At 69.5% G+C, this 18462-nt stretch carries 19 protein-coding genes; 11 read left to right on the forward strand and 8 right to left on the reverse strand.

What is annotated here, in order from left to right; genetic code table 11:
• Positions 1 to 20: 20 nt before the first annotated feature.
• On the forward strand, positions 21 to 1361 hold the full coding sequence (locus AB0878_RS06460) for a hypothetical protein (protein ID WP_366577122.1): 1341 nt from the start codon (positions 21 to 23) through the stop codon (positions 1359 to 1361).
• Between the two features lie 150 nt (positions 1362 to 1511).
• Positions 1512 to 3083 carry a hypothetical protein gene (locus AB0878_RS06465; protein ID WP_366577124.1) on the forward strand — a complete coding sequence of 524 codons (1572 nt, stop codon included), beginning with the start codon at positions 1512 to 1514 and terminating at the stop codon, positions 3081 to 3083.
• Positions 3084 to 3348: 265 nt separating this feature from the next.
• On the opposite strand, the gene AB0878_RS06470 is transcribed toward AB0878_RS06465, so the two are convergent.
• The 3 genes from AB0878_RS06470 to AB0878_RS06480 all read right to left on the reverse strand — a co-directional run bounded on the left by AB0878_RS06470 (position 3349) and on the right by AB0878_RS06480 (position 5430).
• The gene (locus tag AB0878_RS06470; protein WP_366577126.1) at positions 3349 to 3531 is read right to left on the reverse strand and encodes a hypothetical protein; all 183 of its coding nucleotides are present in this window, start codon (positions 3529 to 3531) and stop codon (positions 3349 to 3351) included.
• A gap of 194 nt (positions 3532 to 3725) precedes the next feature.
• A complete protein-coding gene (coaA, locus tag AB0878_RS06475) occupies positions 3726 to 4658 on the reverse strand; it encodes a type I pantothenate kinase (RefSeq protein ID WP_366577128.1) in 933 nt (310 codons plus the stop codon).
• A gap of 139 nt (positions 4659 to 4797) precedes the next feature.
• A complete protein-coding gene (locus tag AB0878_RS06480; protein ID WP_366577130.1) occupies positions 4798 to 5430 on the reverse strand; it encodes a macro domain-containing protein in 633 nt (210 codons plus the stop codon).
• 98 nt (positions 5431 to 5528) lie between these two features.
• On the opposite strand from AB0878_RS06480, the gene pheA reads away from it, so the two are divergent.
• Positions 5529 to 6434: a prephenate dehydratase gene (gene pheA, locus AB0878_RS06485; RefSeq protein ID WP_366577131.1), complete on the forward strand. Its 906-nt coding sequence runs from the start codon at positions 5529 to 5531 to the stop codon at positions 6432 to 6434.
• Positions 6431 to 7045: a histidine phosphatase family protein gene (locus AB0878_RS06490; protein ID WP_366577133.1), complete on the forward strand. Its 615-nt coding sequence runs from the start codon at positions 6431 to 6433 to the stop codon at positions 7043 to 7045. Before pheA ends, AB0878_RS06490 begins: the two co-directional genes overlap by 4 nt.
• Before the next feature lie 117 nt (positions 7046 to 7162).
• Here the strand turns inward: AB0878_RS06490 and tenA are convergent, their stop codons facing one another.
• On the reverse strand, positions 7163 to 8113 hold the full coding sequence (gene tenA / locus AB0878_RS06495) for a thiaminase II (protein WP_366577135.1): 951 nt from the start codon (positions 8111 to 8113) through the stop codon (positions 7163 to 7165).
• Between the two features lie 52 nt (positions 8114 to 8165).
• Here tenA and AB0878_RS06500 point away from each other — a divergent pair, with 52 nt between their 5' ends.
• Positions 8166 to 8597, forward strand: a complete 432-nt coding sequence (locus AB0878_RS06500) for a DUF4232 domain-containing protein (protein ID WP_366577137.1) — start codon at positions 8166 to 8168, stop codon at positions 8595 to 8597.
• Positions 8598 to 8601: 4 nt separating this feature from the next.
• On the opposite strand, the gene AB0878_RS06505 is transcribed toward AB0878_RS06500, so the two are convergent.
• The 3 genes from AB0878_RS06505 to AB0878_RS06515 all read right to left on the reverse strand — a co-directional run bounded on the left by AB0878_RS06505 (position 8602) and on the right by AB0878_RS06515 (position 11147).
• Complete coding sequence (locus AB0878_RS06505; protein WP_366577139.1) at positions 8602 to 9096, reverse strand: hypothetical protein; 495 nt, start codon at positions 9094 to 9096, stop codon at positions 8602 to 8604.
• Positions 9097 to 9790: 694 nt separating this feature from the next.
• Positions 9791 to 10141, reverse strand: coding sequence for a metallopeptidase family protein (locus AB0878_RS06510; RefSeq protein WP_366577141.1), 351 nt, complete (start codon positions 10139 to 10141; stop codon positions 9791 to 9793).
• 1 nt (position 10142) lies between these two features.
• The gene (locus AB0878_RS06515; RefSeq protein WP_366577143.1) at positions 10143 to 11147 is read right to left on the reverse strand and encodes a septum formation family protein; all 1005 of its coding nucleotides are present in this window, start codon (positions 11145 to 11147) and stop codon (positions 10143 to 10145) included.
• Between the two features lie 167 nt (positions 11148 to 11314).
• On the opposite strand from AB0878_RS06515, the gene AB0878_RS06520 reads away from it, so the two are divergent.
• Genes AB0878_RS06520 through AB0878_RS06535 form a run of 4 tightly spaced genes read left to right on the forward strand, consistent with a single transcriptional unit; the run spans position 11315 to position 14494 of the window.
• Positions 11315 to 11875, forward strand: coding sequence for a hypothetical protein (locus tag AB0878_RS06520; protein ID WP_366577145.1), 561 nt, complete (start codon positions 11315 to 11317; stop codon positions 11873 to 11875).
• Positions 11876 to 13042 (forward strand): glutathionylspermidine synthase family protein, encoded by a 1167-nt coding sequence (locus tag AB0878_RS06525; RefSeq protein ID WP_364043852.1) that lies wholly within the window; start codon positions 11876 to 11878, stop codon positions 13040 to 13042.
• 55 nt (positions 13043 to 13097) lie between these two features.
• Positions 13098 to 13550, forward strand: coding sequence for a DUF350 domain-containing protein (locus tag AB0878_RS06530; RefSeq protein WP_364043855.1), 453 nt, complete (start codon positions 13098 to 13100; stop codon positions 13548 to 13550).
• 38 nt (positions 13551 to 13588) lie between these two features.
• Complete coding sequence (locus AB0878_RS06535) at positions 13589 to 14494, forward strand: haloalkane dehalogenase (RefSeq protein WP_366577148.1); 906 nt, start codon at positions 13589 to 13591, stop codon at positions 14492 to 14494.
• 96 nt (positions 14495 to 14590) lie between these two features.
• Here AB0878_RS06535 and AB0878_RS06540 read toward each other — a convergent pair whose 3' ends face one another.
• Positions 14591 to 15883 (reverse strand): aminotransferase class III-fold pyridoxal phosphate-dependent enzyme, encoded by a 1293-nt coding sequence (locus tag AB0878_RS06540; RefSeq protein ID WP_366577149.1) that lies wholly within the window; start codon positions 15881 to 15883, stop codon positions 14591 to 14593.
• A gap of 166 nt (positions 15884 to 16049) precedes the next feature.
• Between AB0878_RS06540 and serS the strand changes: the two genes are divergently transcribed.
• Both serS and AB0878_RS06550 read left to right on the forward strand, forming a co-directional pair.
• On the forward strand, positions 16050 to 17321 hold the full coding sequence (gene serS, locus AB0878_RS06545; RefSeq protein WP_366577151.1) for a serine--tRNA ligase: 1272 nt from the start codon (positions 16050 to 16052) through the stop codon (positions 17319 to 17321).
• A gap of 115 nt (positions 17322 to 17436) precedes the next feature.
• A complete protein-coding gene (locus tag AB0878_RS06550; RefSeq protein ID WP_366577153.1) occupies positions 17437 to 18444 on the forward strand; it encodes a DUF3558 family protein in 1008 nt (335 codons plus the stop codon).
• Positions 18445 to 18462: the final 18 nt, after the last annotated feature.

The following is an 18462-nucleotide window of genomic DNA, read 5'->3' on the forward strand; positions in this document are numbered from 1 at the left end:
CATGGGGCAGACTGGTGCGCGTGAGTGCTCCCCCGGATCTGCGGCCCTACCTGCGTACGTTGGACGCGGAAACGCTGGTGGACCTGCTGTACGCCCAGGCGCGGCGTGACCCTGAGTTACGGCATTCGCTGGAATTGCGGTGCGCCACTCAATCGGGTGAGGTGGCGGAGGCGCATCGGTTGTTGGACACCGCCGTGCAGGATGGCAACGTCGAGTACACGGCCAAGGTGGGTGCGGTGCTGGACACGCTGGAGCGGTTGCTCGATGCGGGCAGCCCGGCGGATCTGGCGCCGCTCGCGCGCCGGACGGTGGACGACATCGGCGAGGTGCTGGAGCAGTCCGGGGATCCGTCCGGGGACCTCGGGGACAAGCTGGATTTCGCGGTCGAGCTGTATGCGCGGGCGTGTGTCGCGCGGCCGCCCGATCCGGAGCAGCTGGCGGAATGGCTGCTGGAAGTGGAGTTCGACGGGCCGGGACGGCCGACGATCGCGCTGGCGGATTTTGCCGAGGCGTTGGGGGAAAAGGGGCTCGAGCGAGTCAAGTCCACTGTGGACGAGATCCTGACGGCCGGGCCGACGGGGTATCGCCGGGACGTCGCGGAGCGGCTGCTGGAGGAGCTCGCCGAGGTCCGCGGAGATGTGGACGCGCTGGTCGCGATCCTGTCCGCCAAGCCGCCGCGGGTGGATGTGAGCCTGAAGATCGTGCGGGTGCTGCGGGCGGCCGGGCGGCACAGCGAGGCCATCGCGCACGCGGCCCGTGCGCTCACGCCGCACAAGACCCAAGCCCCGAGGCCCGAGGCCGAAGACGAGACGGTCGCCTTGCGGCGCAAGGAGTTCGACGAGGCGCCGGGCAACGTCACGTACACGGCGTTGCGCGAGGCGGCCGTCGAAGCGGGCGTGTGGTCGGTGCAGCGCGTCGCGGCGCTTGCGCGGCTGAGGGAGCGCGCGGCCGACAGCGAAGAAGGCGCCGAAGAGCTCGCGCGGGCGCTGCTCGCCGAGGATCGGCCCGACGAGGCGTGGCGCGCGTGCGTGCGGTTCGGTGGGTCGCTGGCGTTGCGCGTGGAGCTGGCGGCGACGCGCGAGGTCGCGCACCCGGCCGAGACGATCCCGGTCTACCGCAGCCAGATCGAGCAGCTCATCGAGCAGAAGGACCCGCAGGCCTACCGTGAAGCGGCGAAGCACCTGAAGAAGCTGCGCACGCTGCACAAACGCGCCGGCACGGCGGAAGAGTTCACCGGGTACCTGGCCGACCTGGTGAGTGTTCACCGGCGCAAGACGCGGCTGATCGCGGAAGTGCGCGCGGCGCGGATCGCGTTGCCGAAACCGCGTAACCTTCCGGCGTCCGGCTCGTTGACCAGCTGAAACACCTCGCACGTAGCTCTTTTCCGCGACGTCGCGGTGGTCCCTCTTCGCAGCCGGCTCCCTGGCCGGCGGCGGATACCGCGCCCGGGGCCACCGCGGCCGCGCGTCCCGCGGATCCGCGCGCGCACCAGCGATGCAACGATGTTCCGCATGAGTCCGGTGAGCCGCGCCCGCAAGAAGACCCCCCAGCCCGCCACGCCGAGCGTGAACGGCCTGTTCAAGGACGTCCTCCGGGACTTCTCCACCGTCGCGGTGGAGCCCGGTCCGTTCGACGTCGAGCTCCTCGCCTCCGAGGTGCTCGGGCAGTGGTGGGACCTCACGATCGAGGGCGAGCCCGAGGGCGGCGAGCAGCTGGGCCTGGAGCTCATCGCGTTCGTGCAGCGCAAGATCACCCCCGGCGCCGCGGCGCTGCTGGCCGCGCTGAAGGTGCTGGCCGAGACCGACGAGGAGCGCACGGCGGCCGCCGACGCCCTCGCCGTCGTGCTCTCGCGCGGCATCCCCGAGCCCGAGTGGGCCGGTGAGGTCGGCCGCGTCACGGTCGGTGAGATCTGGCGGACCGGCGACGTCTACGGCGACGAGTCCTCGCTGCTCTGCACGTTCTCCCGCGGCGACGCGACGCTCGGCCTGCTGGCGCTGCTCGACTTCACCGAGCTCGGCCGCGTCCGCGACCTCGTGGTGATCGACGAGCCGCACGAGGTCCTCGCGGAGATGCGCACGCAGATCGCGGACGACGGTGAGCTCGTGGTCCTCGAGAAGGTCGACCCGGCCGACGCGCACCGCCTGCTGCTCGACGGCATCGCCGCGACGGATGGCATGGACGAGCCCGACGTCGGTGAGGACTACACGCGGTTCCACGCGGTGGCCATGGCGTGGTTGCGGGCGTTGCCGGAGCCGTCGGCTGCTCGTGGTGTGGAGGGATGGCCGGATTCGCGACGCGACGCGGTGGTGGACGAGTTCCTCGGGGAGGTGTCGTTCGCGGACGTCGAGGCGGCGCGGTCGGTGGCGCGGCTGCTGGTGGACCACGGGTGCCGGACGGAGCCGGCGGATCCGTTGCGGGTCGGGCCGGAGAAGCTGGCGCGGTTCCTGGAGTCGTTGCTGGGTGGGGACTACGAGGTCGAGGATGAGGATCTCGTCCCGCCGGTGGTGTTGGCGTGGGCTTCGTGGGCGGCGGCGCGGAATGGGTTGTCGGAGGTTGCTTCGGCTGCTCTCGTGGAGGACGTGAAGGAGTACTTGGCGGAGTATCTGTCCGATGAAGATGAATCCGAAGAGGATGAGGTTTCGGATTATCTGGACGGGACGGAATCCGCTGAAGAGGTTTTGGGGATTGTGGAGCGGCGACGGTTCGCGGTGCCGGAGTTGTCCACGGTGATCGGGGATGAGGAGTTGACGGATTTGGATCCGTCGGATCCGGAGCAGCGGCGGATGCTGGTTATTGGTGGGCATCCGGAGTATCACGAATCGCTGGCCAATGATGAGTTCGATGGCGCGGATGGGTTGAGGCTGGCGTTGGAGACGTCGGTGGTGGATCAGCTTTGGGAGGACTCGCCTGAAGAGGTTTGGGTGGCGGCTCAGAAGCTGATCGAGAAGGGGTTGACGAGGGAAGAGGTTTTGGGGGAGTTGGTGGCTGTGCTGGAGGGGCAACTGGAAGAGGCTGAGGATGATGAGGATCGGTTGGATTATGATCTGGAAGGGTATCGGGAGGCGTTGACTGCGGTGGAGTGATCGCAGGTGGCTCGATCCGCTGGCGCGGATCATTGCGCTGGGAATGGCGGAGCGGAACCCCGATTTTTTAGTGTCACTACGGTCTGGACTATTTGTCAAGGCGGGAAAGCGTGCCTTGACAAATAGTCCAGACCGTGTGGAAGGCGGGAATCGAGGTGCAGGGGTGGGTCTGGGTGCACTGGTGAGTGGGTGAACTGGTGCGGTTGTGTGGGTGGCTAAAAAACAAAAAAGAAAGCCCCGGCCGGTGTGGCTGGGGCTTTGTCGTTTATGCCGTTGGGGTTTGGCCTGGGACTGCGGGGACGGGGACGGCGGCGGCTGCGGTGGCGGCCTTGCGGCGGCGTTCGCGCATGGCTTCGTCCAGGTCGACCAGGAAGGTGCTGGCGGCCATGGCGACGAAGAGGGCCAGTCCGAGTACTGCGCCGACCCACGTGAGGACGATTGAGAACACCGGGGGCCTCCTTCCCAGGTCAGATGCGAATTTCCCTTCTGTTCAGGGTCGCTTTCACGAGGCTCGCCCGGTATCGGCCAACTGGTTACGAAGCCGCCCTCCGAACTGGCCGATCGGCCGAGGTCGGAGGGCGGAGGGTGAGGAAGTGGGGCTGGAGAGGGCTATGTGGGTGACAGAGCGGTCGAACAACGCCGTCAGAGCTTGCGCAGGCGCACGCGGTTGATGGAGTGGTCGGCGTCCTTGCGCAGCACGAGGGTGGCGCGCGGGCGGGTCGGTTTGATGTTCTCCATGAGGTTCGGTTCGTTGATGGTGCTCCACAGGTGGCGCGCTTCCTCGCGGGCCTCGTCGTCGTCCAGGCCGGCGAAGTGGTGGAAGTGCGAAGCCGGGTCGGAGAAGGCGGTGTGGCGGAGCTTGAGGAAGCGCTCGACGTACCAGCGTTCGATGTCGTCGGTGTGCGCGTCGACGTAGATGGAGAAGTCGAAGAGGTCCGAGACGGTCAGGCGGGGGCCGGGCTGCAGGACGTTCAGGCCCTCGATGATGAGGATGTCCGGGCGCTCCACGACCTGTTCCTGGCCGGGCAGGATGTCGTACGCGAGGTGCGAGTACACGGGCGCGGACACGCGTTCGGCGCCGGACTTCACCTCGGTGACGAAGCGCAGCAGGGCGCGCCGGTCGTAGCTCTCCGGGAAGCCCTTGCGGTGCATGATGCCGCGGCGGGTGAGCTCGTCGCGGGAGTACAGGAACCCGTCGGTGGTCACGAGGTCCACGCGCGGGTGGTCGGGCCAGCGGGCGAGCAGCGTGCGCAGGATGCGGGCCGTGGTCGACTTGCCGACCGCGACGCTGCCGGCGACGCCGATCACGTACGGCACCTTCGTGCTCACGCACTCTTCGCCGAGGAACGTGGTCGTGGCCTCGTACAGCTGTTGCCGCGCTTTGACCTGCAGGTTGATGAGCCTCGACAGCGGCAGGTAGACGTCGGCCACCTCGGCCAGGTCGATCTGCTCGCCGAGACCCCGCAGCCGGACCAGCTCGTCGGCGGTGAGGGGCAGTGGGGTCGAGCTGCGCAGCTCCCGCCACTGTTCCCGGTGAAGCTCGACGTAGGGACTGAGTTCACGGACCCGTGGCATCGCACACTCCTCGGCCGTCGCCTGCGCTGGCTCCGTACTGGGCACTACCTTGCGAGTAACGCTCCATCAACGGTAGGGCCTACCGCGCGTGAACGCGCTGTGATGTGCTGCACGCGGTCTGAACCGTTGCCCAGCGCGATCACCGAGGGTTACGGCGGCGGCCGAAAACTTCCTCCCACGCCGCGGTCACCTGGCGCGCGCACGTGGCCGGGTCGACGCCGCCGACGCCGGTGCCCAAGCCGGGCATCGCGATGGTGTCCACGACCTCTCGCACCGGCCCTTCCTCGAGCATCCCGTGCTGCCACTGCAGGAACACCGCGCGCGCCGCGAGGTACGGGTGCACGGTGTCCGCGGGCAGCCGTTCGCCGGGCTCGCGCATGGTCGGCGCGCTGATCAACCACGCCGGCTCGGCCTCGCCCGTGGGCACGATCACGGCCTCGCCGATGGGCAGCTCTCCGCCGTACGAAGCCAAGACCGCGCTGCGCACGCTCTGCTCCACACCCGGAAACGCGCGCGCGTAGACGGCGTCGATCCCGCCGCGCATCCAGCCGTAGGAGTTGGCGGGGCTCACCACGGCCTGGGCGACGACGTCCAGCACCGAACCACGGTGCACCCGGACCGCGGCGGCCTCGGTTTCGAGGCGGCCGAGGGCGTGGGTCCACGCGGCGGCGAGCGGTTCATCGACGGCGCACAACACGAGTTCCGGCGTCCGGGACGAAACCGGCGGGCCGATGTCCTCGCGCCCGGTGTGTGTGCCCGATTCGGCGGTCACGGTTCAAGCATGGCAAAAAAAGCCACCCGGCGTAACCGGTTGGCGTACCGGCTGTCCGAGTGAAAACCGACACGTGTGTTGTAAGTAGCCTGGCGGTCGTGTTGCGGATCGCGTATTTCGGCCCTCAGGGCACGTTCACCGAACAGGCCGCCCGTGCGCTCGCGCCGGGCGAGGACCTGACCCCCTACGAGACCGTCCGGCTGGCGCTCACGGCCGTGCGCGAAGGCGCGGCCGACGCGGCGTGCGTACCGATCGAGAACTCCGTGGAGGGCGTCGTGCCGACGACGCTCGACGGCCTCAGCGACGGAGACCCCCTGGTCGCCGTCGCGGAGACCATCTTGCCCATCCACTTCAGCGTCCTGACGCGTCCTGGCGGCGGCGAGATCCGCACCGTCGCGAGCCACCCGCACGCGCTCGCGCAGGTGCGGGAGTGGCTCGAGGCGAACCTGCCCGGCGCGACCGTGGTGGCGTCCTCGTCCACGGCATCGGCCGCGGTCGGCGTGGTCGAGGGCACCTACGACGCCGCCGTGTCGGCCCCGGTCGCCATCGAGCACTACGCGCTGGAGGAGCTGGCCACGGGCGTCGCCGACGTGCCCGACGCGCAGACGCGCTTCCTGCTGGTCCGCCGCCCCGGCGAGCTGCCCGAGCCGACGGGCGCCGACCGCACGTCGATCGTCGCGGCGGCGGTGAACCGCACCGGGACGCTGGCCGAGCTGCTCGCCGAGCTCGCGAGCCGCGGCATCAACCTCACGCGCCTCGACGCCCGCCCGACCCGCAACAACTTCGGCGAGTACCGCTTCTTCATCGACTTCGAGGGCCACGTCGCCGAGCCGCGGATCGTTTCCGCGATGGCCGCGCTGCGCCGCCGCTGCCACCTGCGGTTCCTCGGCTCGCACCCGCGGGCCGACGACGTCGCCGCCACGGTCGAGCCCGGCGCGGGCAACCAGGACTTCGTCGACGCCCAAGCCTGGGTCGACGCCGTGTTGAAGGGAGAAGGTGCGTGAGACTGTTCCTCGTCCGCCACGGCCAGACCGACGGCAACGTGAGGGGCGCGCTCGACACCGCGCTGCCCGGCCCGCCGCTCACCGAGCTGGGGCAGGAGCAGGCGAAGGCGCTCGCGGGCCGGCTCGCCGCGGAGCCGATCGTGGCCGTGTACGCGTCGCAGGCCACGCGCGCGCAGCAGACGGCCGCGCCGCTGGCCGAGGTGCTCGGCCTCGAGGTGCAGGTGATCGAGGGCGTGAAGGAGGTGGACGCGGGCGACCTCGAAGGCGCCACCGACGCCGAGTCGATCCGGACCTACCTCGAGACGGCCAAGCGCTGGACCGAGGGCGACCTCGACGCCGCCATCCCCGGCGGCGAGTCGGGCGCCCAGGTGCGGGCCCGCATGGTCGGCGCCGCTGACGACCTGCGGGCGAAGCACGAACAGACCGACCCGGACGGCATCGTCGTCCTGGTCAGCCACGGTGGCGCGATCCGGCTCGGCGCGGAGTTCCTGGCGCCGAACGTCCCCGCCGACCTGGCGAGCAGCGCGTTGATCCCGAACACGGGCGTCGTCGAGCTGGAGGCCCAGCCTGACGGCTGGCGCTGCCTGACGTGGGTCGATACGCCCCTATAGCAACCACGAGGCGAGATCGCGCCGATCTCTTCCCTCACGATGTGTCTGGCCCCCCGGGCCGGGCACATTGGGAGGGAAGAGGTTGGCTTGAGGCGATCTCGCGCGCCTAGGCGGAGCCTAGGCAGAAAACACAGGCCAGCCTTCCTGGCGGTAGGCGCTGTCCCAGAACATCCACTCGTACTCACACGCCCGGGTGAAAGCGGCGAGCATTTTTTCGCGCGTCGCCTCGCCCGCGGCGTCGGCGGCGCGGTCGAGGGCGTCGCGGCCCGTGCGGACGGTCGCTTCGAACTCGTCGCCCGCGTACGTGTCGATCCACGGCCGGTACGGATTGTCGGTTTCGGGCGACTGTCGCGCGAGGATCCCGGCGCCCACGCTCTGGTACACCCAGAAGCACGGCAGCAGCGCCGCGAGGAGCTCGCCGTAGCTGCCCGTGTGGGCCGTGGCCAGCAGGAACGACGAGTACGCGACACACGTCGGCGACGTCTCGATGTCGGCCAGATCGGTCTCCGAGAGCCGGAACCACTTGAAGTAGCTCTCGTGCATCTCGCGCTCGATCACGATGGCGTCGCGCGCGGCTCCGGCGAGGAAGGCGACGTCGTCGACCTCCGGTGCCTTGGCCGCCGCGGCCGCCAGCGCGCGGCCGAAGCCGACGAGGTAACGCGCGTCCTGGACCAGGTAGAACTGGAATCGCTCGCGCGACAAAGTGCCGGTCGCGAGCTCTTCGTTGAACGGGTGGACCGACATGGCGTGTTGTAGTTTCACCGTGTGTTGCCATGCCTGGTGAGAAAAGCCCGTCATGATCGCCTTCCGTCTGGTGAAGAGTTCACGATGCCGGCGCAACCCGGTGCGGAGGTCGCACGTCCACTGAACGGTGGTTACCCAGCACGGGGAGGCAAGTGAAATGGTAAGCACGACAAAACCACGGATTCCCTTGGTCTTTCTTGCTGCGTTGGGCGCGTCCGGCGCCCTGCTGTTGTCGGCTTGTGGTAGCGGAACCACGCCGACCGCGAGCAACACGCCGAGTTCCGACACCTCGGCCAGCACGTCCGACACGTCACCGGCGCCCACGGCCAGCTCGTCCGAGTCCTCTTCGGACAGCACGCCGGCGTCCGGCCGACCGGTGGACAACGGCCTGTGCAAGGCCGGCGACGTCACGCTCTCCCTCGGCCAGGGCGACGCGGGCGCGGGCTCGGTCTACCGGCCGATCCTGATCAAGAACTCCAGCGGCAAGTCCTGCACGATCCAGGGCTTCCCCGGCGTCTCCTACGTGACCGGCGACGACGGGCACCAGGTCGGCCTGTCCGCTTTCCGCGAGGGAACGAAGGGTGACGCGATCAAGCTGCAGCCTGGTCAGTCGGCGGCCGCGGACGTGCAGTTCGCGCAGGTCGCGAACTTCGACCCGGCGGTGTGCAAGCCGACGGCGGTGAAGGGCCTGCGGGTGTACCTGCCGCAGGAGACGGCGTCGAAGTTCCTGCCCGACCCGGGGACGGGGTGTGCCGGGGACAAGCTGCCCGGCAACCAGCTCGCGGTGAAGACGGTGCGGCGGGCCTGAGTTCCTAGCCTCTCGCGCAGAGTTGCTGGATGCGGATGATGTCGTCCTGTCCGGATCGGCTGTCGAAGCGGCCGGACAGGACCATTCCGTTGACGCCGGCGAGGCTTTGGGCCAGGGGCTGGTACTGGCCGTCGAAGGCGGCTGCGGCCTGGGCGAGTTCGTAGGCCGCGGTGATGCGGTGGGCGGAGTCGTCGGACAGGCGGGTGAAGGCGGCGGGGTCGTAGCCGCTGGTCGTGTCGGGGAGGTGGCCGGCGCGGGCGAAGGCGTCGCAGGCGGCTGCTGCGTCGACGTTGGCGCCGCCGCGTTGGCCGGAGAGGCCCCAGAGGAGGCCGGTGATCAGGATTCCGATGGTGAATCCTGCGGTGGCGGCCAGGACTAGGGGTCTTCGGGAGTTTCCGGGTGGTGCCGGGGTGTCCTGGGGGTCGGCGGTCTCGGCTTTGTCGACTTGGGGAGTCCGGCGGTCGTCGTCCGGCAGGGGTGGGGTGTCGAGTGCGGTCATTCACGTCCTCCCGCCGGCCGGGTGATGTGCTATTTCAGCACCAAAATCGTCGGTGGGCACTGCTCTCGATGGAGTAGTTCGGGGGTTGAAGCTGATTCGTCATCTGGGGGTGGGTGGCGGGTGCTGGTGGGTTGCTGTCGGGTTGCTGTCGGCTCGGCGCGCGGAGCGCACCATTGCCGGAGGGTGGGGGTGGCGGGAACCCCGATTTTTGATTGTCACGACGGTAGGGATCGGCTTGTCAAGGCGGGAAAGCGTGCCTTGACAAGCCGATCCCTACCGTGTTGTGGGAAAAGAATCGGGGGGCTGGGTGGGGGAAGGGTTCGGGGAGGGGTGTGTGGGGGGGTTGGGTTGGGGTGCCGGGTGCCGGGTGGCGGGTGAGTGGGGGCAAGGGCCGCGTGGGGTGAGTGGTGCGCTCGGTTTGGTAGGCGGCCGGGGGTGAGTGGGGGCAAGGGCCGCCGGAGGTGGGTGGGGCGGCGAGGTCTGTGGGCGGCCGGGGGTGGAGTGGGGGCAAGGGCCGCGTGGGGTGTGTGGGTGGCGAGGTGTGTGGGCGGCTGGCGGGTGAGTGGGGCAAGGGCCGCGTGGGGTGGGTGGTGTGGCCGGTTTGGGTAGGCGGCCGGGGGTGAGTGGGGCAAGGAGCGCCCCAATGTGGCGTTGGGTGCGTTGAGTGCAACGAATGCCGCGTTGGGTGCGGGGGTCAGCCCCAGCCGAGTTCGTGGAGGCGGTCGTCGTCCAGGCCGAAGTAGTGGCCCAGTTCGTGCATGACGGTGATGAGGACCTGGTCGACGACCTCGGCCTCGGTGGAGCACATCCAGAGGATGGGGCGGCGGTAGATGGAGATGCGGTCGGGCAGGACGCCGGCGTAGTTCGTGGTGCGGCGGGTGAGGGCGACGCCGTGGTAGAGGCCCAGGATGGTGGGGGACTCGTCGTTGAACTCCTCGACCAGGACGACCACGTTGTCCACCGCCTCGGCGAACTGGGGTGGGACCTGGTCCAGGGCTTCGGACACGAGCTCCTCGAAGCGCGCGCGGGTCATTTCGACCGGCATGTCAGCGGGACCCGGTGCTGGTGGGTGGGGCGCTGCTCTGGCCGCCGCCGTTGTCGGAGGGTGGGCCGGCGGCGTCGGGCTGGCCGGCGTTGTCCTTGACGCTGCCGGTGACGGCGACGAAGCCGCTGTTGTCGCCGAGGGGGGCGGCGACCTTGCAGTTGACCTTGGTGGAGCCGGCGTCCCAGCTTTCCTGCTCGCGCAGGTCCCAGCCGAGGATGAGTTTCTTGGCGCTGAGGTCGGCCTTGCCGGTGTAGTCGTCGGCGGCCTTGTGGCACTCGGTGTCGAGCCACTTGTCCTGCTTGTCCTGGTCCGGGTAGCCGTCCTTGAACTGGGTGGCCAGGTCGAGCGTCGCGATGATCTCGTACGAGTGGGGGCGGCTGCAGTCGATCGGGTCGCCCACGCCCTTGCCCACGAGAGCGAGGCAGGTGCCGGGCGCCCAGACCGCCGACTGGTCCTGCGTCTTCGCCGGGCCGGTGGTGGGCTGCAGGGCGCCGCCGGGGCCGGCCCACTGCAGGCCGCAGCGGAGCTGGCGGTCGCCGTCGGCCCACTGGTCGGCGCTGGGGCGCAGCAGGTTCGTGGTGAGCTTGCCGTACGGGTCGAGCGGGTGCCCGAGGTACGGCGTCACGTCGGCGTTGCACTTCGTCTGCGCGATCTGCTGCCACTGGTCGAGGTTCGGGAACGGCGCCTCGGCGTTGTACTGCGCGCCGACGTCGGCAAGGCCCGTCACCTCGAACAGGTGCGACTGGGTGCAGGGGACCTTGCGCACGTCGGACGCGTCCGGTGCGCTCCAGGTCAGGCAGCTGCCCGGCGGCGACTGGAAAGCCTCCTGGGCCGCGGCCGACAGCTTGCCTTCACCGCCACCGGCGCCACCCGCGAAGGAGTCCGTCCACGAGAACGCGACGGACAGCCCCAGTGCGATCACGGCACCCAGGAACACCCCGGCCATCACCACGCGGGTGGTCAGGGTCTGCAGTGGCGAGTGGAACCGCTCGGCGTCGGGAGACATCGATACCCATGATGCCCGCGCCGCACGAGCCGTGCGCGTCCCGGGTCGTTAGTGTGGGAAGAGACTTCGCGGTGCCGGGGGATTACGGAGCGCAGATGACGCAGGACGACAGCAACGGGGCCCAGCCACCCCAAGAGCCGCCAACGGAGCCGACTCCGCGCGGATCCATGCGGTTCCAGAACGAGAGCACCACGCCGAGGGAGCCCTCGCTCGCCGAGCAGCGCGCCCGCCGGCAGGCGATCGCGGACCAGGAACGCGAGGAGGCCGAGGCCGCCGAAGCCGCGCGCAAGGCCGACCAGAAGGCCGCGACCAAGCGCAAGATCCTCATCGGCAGCGGTGTCACCGTCGGCCTGGCCGGCCTGGTCGCGACGTTCTACACGGTCGCCAAGCCGACCAACGAGACCGCCGTGTGCACGGACGCCAACGGCGTGATCCAGAACGACCAGTTCTGCGACGAGAGCTACGTCACCAGCCAGCACGGCTACCAGAGCGGCGGCTTCTGGATCATCCCGCTCGTGGGCGGTGGCTTCAACAGCTACCGCTACAACTACGGCGGCACCGGCACCATCGGCCAGCGCGTTGCCGGCGGCACCTTCACCGCGCCGTCGGGGAACACGAACGTCTCGACGAAGTCGGGCAAAACGGTGCAACGCGGTGGTTTCGGCATCAGTGGCAAGACGGGCACGTCCGGCGGCACGGGCGGCACCGGCAAGAGCGGGGGCTCGTAGGTGTATCGGGACCGGAGCGAGCCGCGGCGCGACTGGCAGCGGATCGTCGAGGAACAGGGCCTCGTCTACGGCACCCCGGCGCGCGACGGCGCAGGCAAGGCGCGCCCGTACTGGGACGAGTCGGTGCACTACGTCTTCGACATGGACGAGGTCCTCTCGCTCGAAGCCGACGTCGAGCTGCTGCACTCCATGTGCCTGGAGGCCGTGGACAACGTCGTGACCACCGAGGGCTATCGGCGGTTCGGCATCCCGGAGTGGGTGTGGCCGCACATCGCCGAGTCGTGGAAGCGACAGGACCCGCACGTCTACGGCCGCTTCGACCTGCGCTACGACGGCAAGTCGCCGGCCAAGCTGCTGGAGTACAACGCGGACACGCCCACCACGCTGCTCGAGGCGTCGGTGCTGCAGTGGCACTGGAAGACGACCGTCTTTGAGAACGACGACCAGTGGAACTCCATCCACGAGAAGCTCGTCGAGCGCTGGCGCGAGATCGGCGACAAGCTGCCGTCCAACGAGCTGCACTTCACCTGGTCCTCGGCCGATCCTTCCGGTGAGGACCACGTGACCACCGCGTACCTGCAGGAGACGGCCGCGGAGGCCGGGCTCGACACCGTGGGGCTCTCGATCGAGGAGATCGGCTGGGACCCGGTGCTCAAGCGCTTCGTGGACCTCGAAGAAGCGCAGATGTCCACGGTCGTGAAGCTCTACCCGTGGGAATGGGTGGTCGACGAGGAGTTCGGCCGCTTCGCCGTGGAGACGATGCCGCGCACGCTGTGGGTCGAGCCGCTGTGGAAGATGCTGCTGTCGAACAAGGCGCTGCTGGCCGTGCTGTGGGAGAACTACCCCGGGCACCCGAACCTGCTGCCCGCGTTCACCGACGACCCGGGCCTGCTCACGGAGTACGTGCGCAAGCCGAAGCTGGGCCGCGAGGGCGCCAACGTGCAGATCGTGGCCACCGGCTACGAGACCCAGACCGACGGCGTCTACGGCGCCGAGGGCTACGTCTACCAGGCGTTCGACCCGCTGCCCGAGTTCGACGGCTACCGGCCGGCGCTCGGCGCGTGGATCGTCGGGGACTCGTCCGCCGGGCTGGGGATCCGCGAGACGAGCGGGCTGGTCACCGACGACGGTGCCGCGTTCGTCCCGCACCGCATCCCCGAGTCGTGATACAACCTCCCCGCCTGATCTGCACGGTTAGCACTGATCGTTCTGGGAGACCGCTGTGACCACGACCCTTGCGCTGTCCGACACGTTCGGCTCCGACCTGCTGCGCGGGATCGGCGCGATCCTGTTGTACGGCGTCGTCGGCCTGCTTTTGATGTTCGCCGGCTTCTGGGCGATCGACTGGACGACCCCGGGCAAGCTCTCGCAGCTCGTGCACCGCGGCCTGCCCAACGCGGTGATCGTGACCGCGTCCGGGCTGCTGTCGATGGCGTTCATCGTGGTCGTCGCGATCTTCAACTCGGCGAGCGACCTCACCGAGGGCCTGATCACGTCGCTGGTCTACGGCCTGCTCGGCATCATCGTCCAGGTGATCGCCGTGCGGCTGCTCGAGTGGGCCACTCGCATCGACGTCGGCTCCACGATCGAGAGCGAGAAGTTCGCGCCGGCGAGCATCGTCGTCGCCGCAGCGCACCTGGCGCTGGGCCTCGTGGTCGCGGTCGGCATTTCCTGAGTGCTGCTTTGCGGTCCCGTTCCCACTAGCGTGGAACCGTGCGACTGCTCAGGACGCCGGAAGACCGGTTCGCGGACCTGCCCGAGTTCCCCTACGAGCCGCAGTACGCGGAGCTCGCCGACCCCGACGGCGGCCTGATCAGAGTCGGCTACGTCGAGGCCGGCCCCGCCGACGGACCGCCCGTGCTGCTCCTGCACGGCGAGCCGAGCTGGTCGTACCTGTACCGCAAGATGCTGCCGGTGCTCGCTTCCGCAGGCCTGCGGGCGATCGCGCCGGATCTTGTGGGGTTCGGCCGGTCGGACAAGCCGGGCGACATCGTGGACCACACGTATGCGCGGCACGTGTCGTGGATGCGGGGGTTCGCCTTCGACGCGCTGGACCTGCGTGACGTGACCTTGGTCGGCCAGGACTGGGGCGGGCTGATCGGGCTGCGCCTGGTGGCGGAGAACCCTTCGCGGTTCGCCGGCGTTGTCGCGGCGAACACCGGGCTGCCGACGGGTGATCAGGACATGCCTGAGGTGTGGCACCAGTTCCGTGCGGCCGTGGAGAACGCGCAGGTGCTGGACATCGGGCGGTTCATCCAGTCCGGTTGCCGGTCTGTGTTGTCCTCCGAGGTCCGCGCGGCTTACGACGCGCCGTTCCCGAACGAGATGTACAAGGCCGGCCCGCGGGCCATGCCGGGCCTGGTGCCGTACCGGCCGGACAACCCGGCTTCGGACGCCAACCGGGCGGCGTGGAAGACGTTGTCCTCGCTGGACTTGCCGTTCCTCGTCGCCTTCTCCGACGGCGACCCGATCACGGGCGCGATGGGACCGATCCTGCAGCGCACGATGCCGGGCGCGGCCGGCCGCACGCACCCGGTGATCGCGGGAGCGGGGCACTTCCTGCAGGAAGACGCGGGTGAGGAACTGGCGGAACAGGTCGCGCGCTTCGTGCGCGGCTGAGCCGGAACACCCCAATGCGGCATTGGTTGCGTTGAGCGCACCCAATGCGGCGTTCGGTGCGTTGAGCGCAACGAACGCCACATTGGGGTGCTTGGGTCACGACAAGGCGGCGTGGGTGGCCGCCAGTGCGTCCACCAGGATGCCCAGGCCTTCCTGGGCCTCGGCTTCCGTCAGGGTCATCGGGGGGCCCAGGCGCAGGACGTTGTTGTGCAGGCCGCCCTTGCCGATGAGGAGGCCGCGGGCGCGGGTTTCCTCCAGCATCTGCTTGGCGGCCGCCGGGTGTGGGGTGGTGGTGCCGGGCTCGACGAGTTCGATGCCGACCATCAGGCCCTTGCCGCGGACCTCGCCGATCAGCGGGTTCGAGGTGGCGCGCAGGCCGGACAGCAGCTGGGAGCCGCGGGCCGCGCAGTTGGCCTGCAGGTCGTGGTCCTTGATGTAGTCCAGCACGGCCGTCGCGCCGGCCATGGCGACGGGGTTGCCGCCGAAGGTCGAGATGGACTGGGCGTTGATGGCGTCCACGACGTCGCCGCGGCCGACGACGCCGCCGATGGCCAGGCCGTTGCCGAGGCCCTTCGCGAAGGTCATGAGGTCGGGCACGACGTCGTGGGACTGGATGCCCCAGAAGTGCGAGCCCGTGCGGCCCCAGCCGGTCTGGACCTCGTCGGAGACGAACAGGATCCCGTAGGAATCCAGCACCTCCTTCATGGCCTTGAACAGGCCGTCCGGGGGCAGCGAGAAGCCGCCGACGCCCTGGATCGGCTCGGCGACCAGGCAGGCGACGTCGCCGGAGGTGGCCGTCTCGAGGATGTCGACGAGGTCGGCCACGCAGGCGTCGATGTAGGCCGCGTCCGACAGGTCGCGGAACGGGCTGCGGTAGCGGTAGCCGCCGTGCACGTAGTTGACCTTCACCGGCGAAAGCGACGAAGCGGACCAGCCGCGGTTGCCGGTGATGGCGATCGTGCCGAAGGAGCGGCCGTGGTAGGAGTTGCGCATCGCCAGGACCTGGTTGCTGCCGCGGAACTGCGTGGCGAGCATCAGCGCGGTGTCGTTGGCTTCGCTACCGGAGTTGGTGAAGAAGACCTTCGCGTCCGGGATGCCCGACAGCGCGGCGATCCGCTCGGCGAGCTCCACCTGCGCACGGATCAGGTACAGCGTGGACGTGTGCAGCACGCCGGTGTCGAGCTGCTTGCGCACGGCGTCGCTGATCTCGGCGACGTCGTAGCCCATGGAGTTGGTGAGCACGCCGGCGAAGAAGTCGAGGTACGTGCGCCCGTTGGAGTCGGTCACCCGCCGGTCCTGCGCGTGGACGATCTCGATCGGCTCGTCATAGAACAGCGCCATCCAGGACGGCAACACCGCCCGGTGCCGGGCGAGCAGCTCGTCGGTCATGTCGTTCTCCATCCGTCTCGGCCTCTTCGGAGTATGGGCAGCGCCGGAAACGGGCGACAACGATCAGACTGCTCCGTCCTGCGACGAGGGCCGCACAGTTTGTCCGTGGACGACGAAGGGCAAACCGCGTCGAGGGGCCTGCTGGCCTGCGACTACCCTTTCTTTCGTGATTGACCCCAGGACTCTGCGCGAAGACCCGGAAGCCGTGCGCGCGTCGCAGCGTGCCCGTGGTGAGGACGAAGGAGTGGTCGACAAGCTGCTCGGCTTCGACTCCCGCCGCCGCTCCGCGATCGCCAACGCCGACAAGCTGCGGGCCGAGCAGAAGTCCGTGAGCAAGCTCGTCCCGAAGGCCGCTCCCGAGGAGAAGGCCTCGTTGCTCGCGCGCGCCAAGGAGCTGTCCGCGCAGGTCAAGGCCGCCGAGGTCGAGCAGACGGAGGCGTCGGAGGAGTTCGACCAGCTCTTCCGCACCGTGCCGAACCTCGTGCACCCCGACGCGCCCGTCGGCGGCGAAGACGACTTCACCGTGCTCAAGACCGTCGGCGAACCCACGAAGTTCGACTTCGAGCCGCGCGACCACCTGGACCTCATGGAGGGCCTCGGCGCCGTCGACATGGAGCGCGGCGCCAAGGTGTCGGGCTCGCGGTTCTACTTCCTGTCCGGCGTCGGCGCGCAGCTGCAGCTCGGGCTGCTCAACATGGCCATCGCGCAGGCGCTGGAAAACGGCTTCACGCCGATGATCACGCCCTCGCTCGTGCGTCCGGAGATCATGGCCGGTACCGGTTTCCTCGGCGCCCACGCGTCGGAGGTCTACCGCCTGCGCGACGACGACCTGTACCTGGTGGGCACCTCCGAGGTCCCGCTGGCGGGCTTCCACGCCGACGAGATCCTCGAACTCGGCGACGGCGCGCGCCGCTACGCCGGCTGGTCGTCGTGCTACCGCCGCGAGGCCGGCTCGTACGGCAAGGACACCCGCGGCATCATCCGCGTGCACCAGTTCGACAAGGTCGAGATGTTCGTCTACACGACGCCCGCCGAGGCCGAGGCCGAACACGAGCGCCTGCTCGGCTGGGAAGAGCAGATGCTCGCCAAGATCGAGGTGCCCTACCGCGTCATCGACACGGCCACGGGCGACCTCGGCACGTCCGCCCACCGCAAGTTCGACTGCGAGGCCTGGGTGCCCACGCAGGAGACCTACCGCGAGCTGACGTCCACGTCCAACTGCACCACCTTCCAGGCCCGCCGCCTGTCCGTGCGCTACCGCGACGACAACGGCAAGCCCCAGATCGCCGCCACCCTCAACGGCACGCTGGCCACCACGCGCTGGATCGTCGCGATCATGGAGAACCACCAGCAGGCCGACGGCTCGGTGCGCGTGCCCGAAGCCCTGCGCCCCTTCGTCGGCGGGCGCGAGGTGCTGGAGCCGCTGAAGAAGCGCTGATCGGCGTGTTTTACGCGGCCGGGGCCCTGCGGGGTCCCGGCCGTTGCCGTTTCTCCGGATAGCCGGTGCGAGCCCGGTGCGGCCGCTAGGGTTCGGGCGCGAGGAGGAAACGTCGATGGGGTTCAGGGGAGTCCGGGCGGCCGTGGCCGTGGCCGGGGTGGCCGTGGTGGTGGCCGGGTGCACGGTGCGGGTCGGGGGTGTCGCGGGGCCGGTGCCCGGGCAGGGGCCGGTGCAGCAGGTCGTGGACGCGTGTTCGCTGGTCGACCAGCAGCAGGCCGACGCGCTGGGCTATCGGGGGCCCGGCAAGGGGCAGGCGGCGAGCGAGAAGCTGCGCACGCCCGCGATGTGCCTGTGGAACAGCAAGGACGACAGTGCGGCGCTGACCATCCTCACCGTCGGCTGGTCGGTGGACCAGCCGCTGGACGACTACCTCCAGGGTGCCGTCGTGAAGGCGCCGCCCTTCGCGTCCGGTGGGTTCCAGTGGACGCGCTACGGCTCGTTCATCCCTGGCAGCTGCGACCTCTACACCACGCTCGGCCCGAAGTCGTATGCGTTCGTGAGCGTGTCCAACCCGGACGAGACCAAGGCGTGTGACGCGGCGAAGCAGGCGGTGCCGCAGGTTGCCGCGCACCTGCCGGGCGGGCAGCCCGCGCCGCAGATCACGCCGACGGCGCCGAGCAGTGCGGCGCCGCCGAGTGGGCCGCTGGTGGGCCTGGACCCGTGCACGCTGCTGAAGCCCGACCAGGCCGCGTCGTTGCACGTGGCGCCGCAGGGCGAGAAGCAGAGCTCCAGCGTCGTGCCCAACGCGGTGTTCTGCTTGTGGGACGACACCGACGGCGAACGCGGCCAGAAGGCCTTCGAGGTGTGGCTCGGCCCCGACCTGCCGATGACGCAGTGGCCCGGCATGGACGTGCCGCCGGTCTCGACCATCGACGCCAACGGTCACCACTGGTCGATCTTCGCCAACTTCAACGACTCCGGCGGCGTCAACTGCGGCGCCGGGCTGGCCGTCACTCCGACGTCGTCGATCCAGATCGTGTCCGGGTACCTCGACGACCCCTCGAAGGCGTGCGACGCGGTCAAGGCGGGAGTTCCCCTCGTGTCGGGGAACCTCCCAGCCTGACCGCCCTGAGTAGACTGT

It is taken from the genome of Amycolatopsis sp. NPDC047767 (genome assembly GCF_040704195.1).
Lineage (GTDB): Bacteria > Actinomycetota > Actinomycetes > Mycobacteriales > Pseudonocardiaceae > Amycolatopsis.

Coding starts and splice junctions, on each gene's coding strand:
- AB0878_RS06465 (WP_366577124.1), top strand. CDS start 1,512: ATGAGTCCGGTGAGCCGCGCCCGCAAGAAGACCCCCCAGCCCGCCACG.
- coaA (WP_366577128.1), bottom strand. CDS start 4,658: ATGCCACGGGTCCGTGAACTCAGTCCCTACGTCGAGCTTCACCGGGAA.
- AB0878_RS06505 (WP_366577139.1), bottom strand. CDS start 9,096: ATGACCGCACTCGACACCCCACCCCTGCCGGACGACGACCGCCGGACT.
- AB0878_RS06510 (WP_366577141.1), bottom strand. CDS start 10,141: ATGCCGGTCGAAATGACCCGCGCGCGCTTCGAGGAGCTCGTGTCCGAA.
- AB0878_RS06515 (WP_366577143.1), bottom strand. CDS start 11,147: ATGTCTCCCGACGCCGAGCGGTTCCACTCGCCACTGCAGACCCTGACC.
- AB0878_RS06520 (WP_366577145.1), top strand. CDS start 11,315: ATGCGGTTCCAGAACGAGAGCACCACGCCGAGGGAGCCCTCGCTCGCC.
- AB0878_RS06540 (WP_366577149.1), bottom strand. CDS start 15,883: ATGACCGACGAGCTGCTCGCCCGGCACCGGGCGGTGTTGCCGTCCTGG.
- AB0878_RS06550 (WP_366577153.1), top strand. CDS start 17,437: ATGGGGTTCAGGGGAGTCCGGGCGGCCGTGGCCGTGGCCGGGGTGGCC.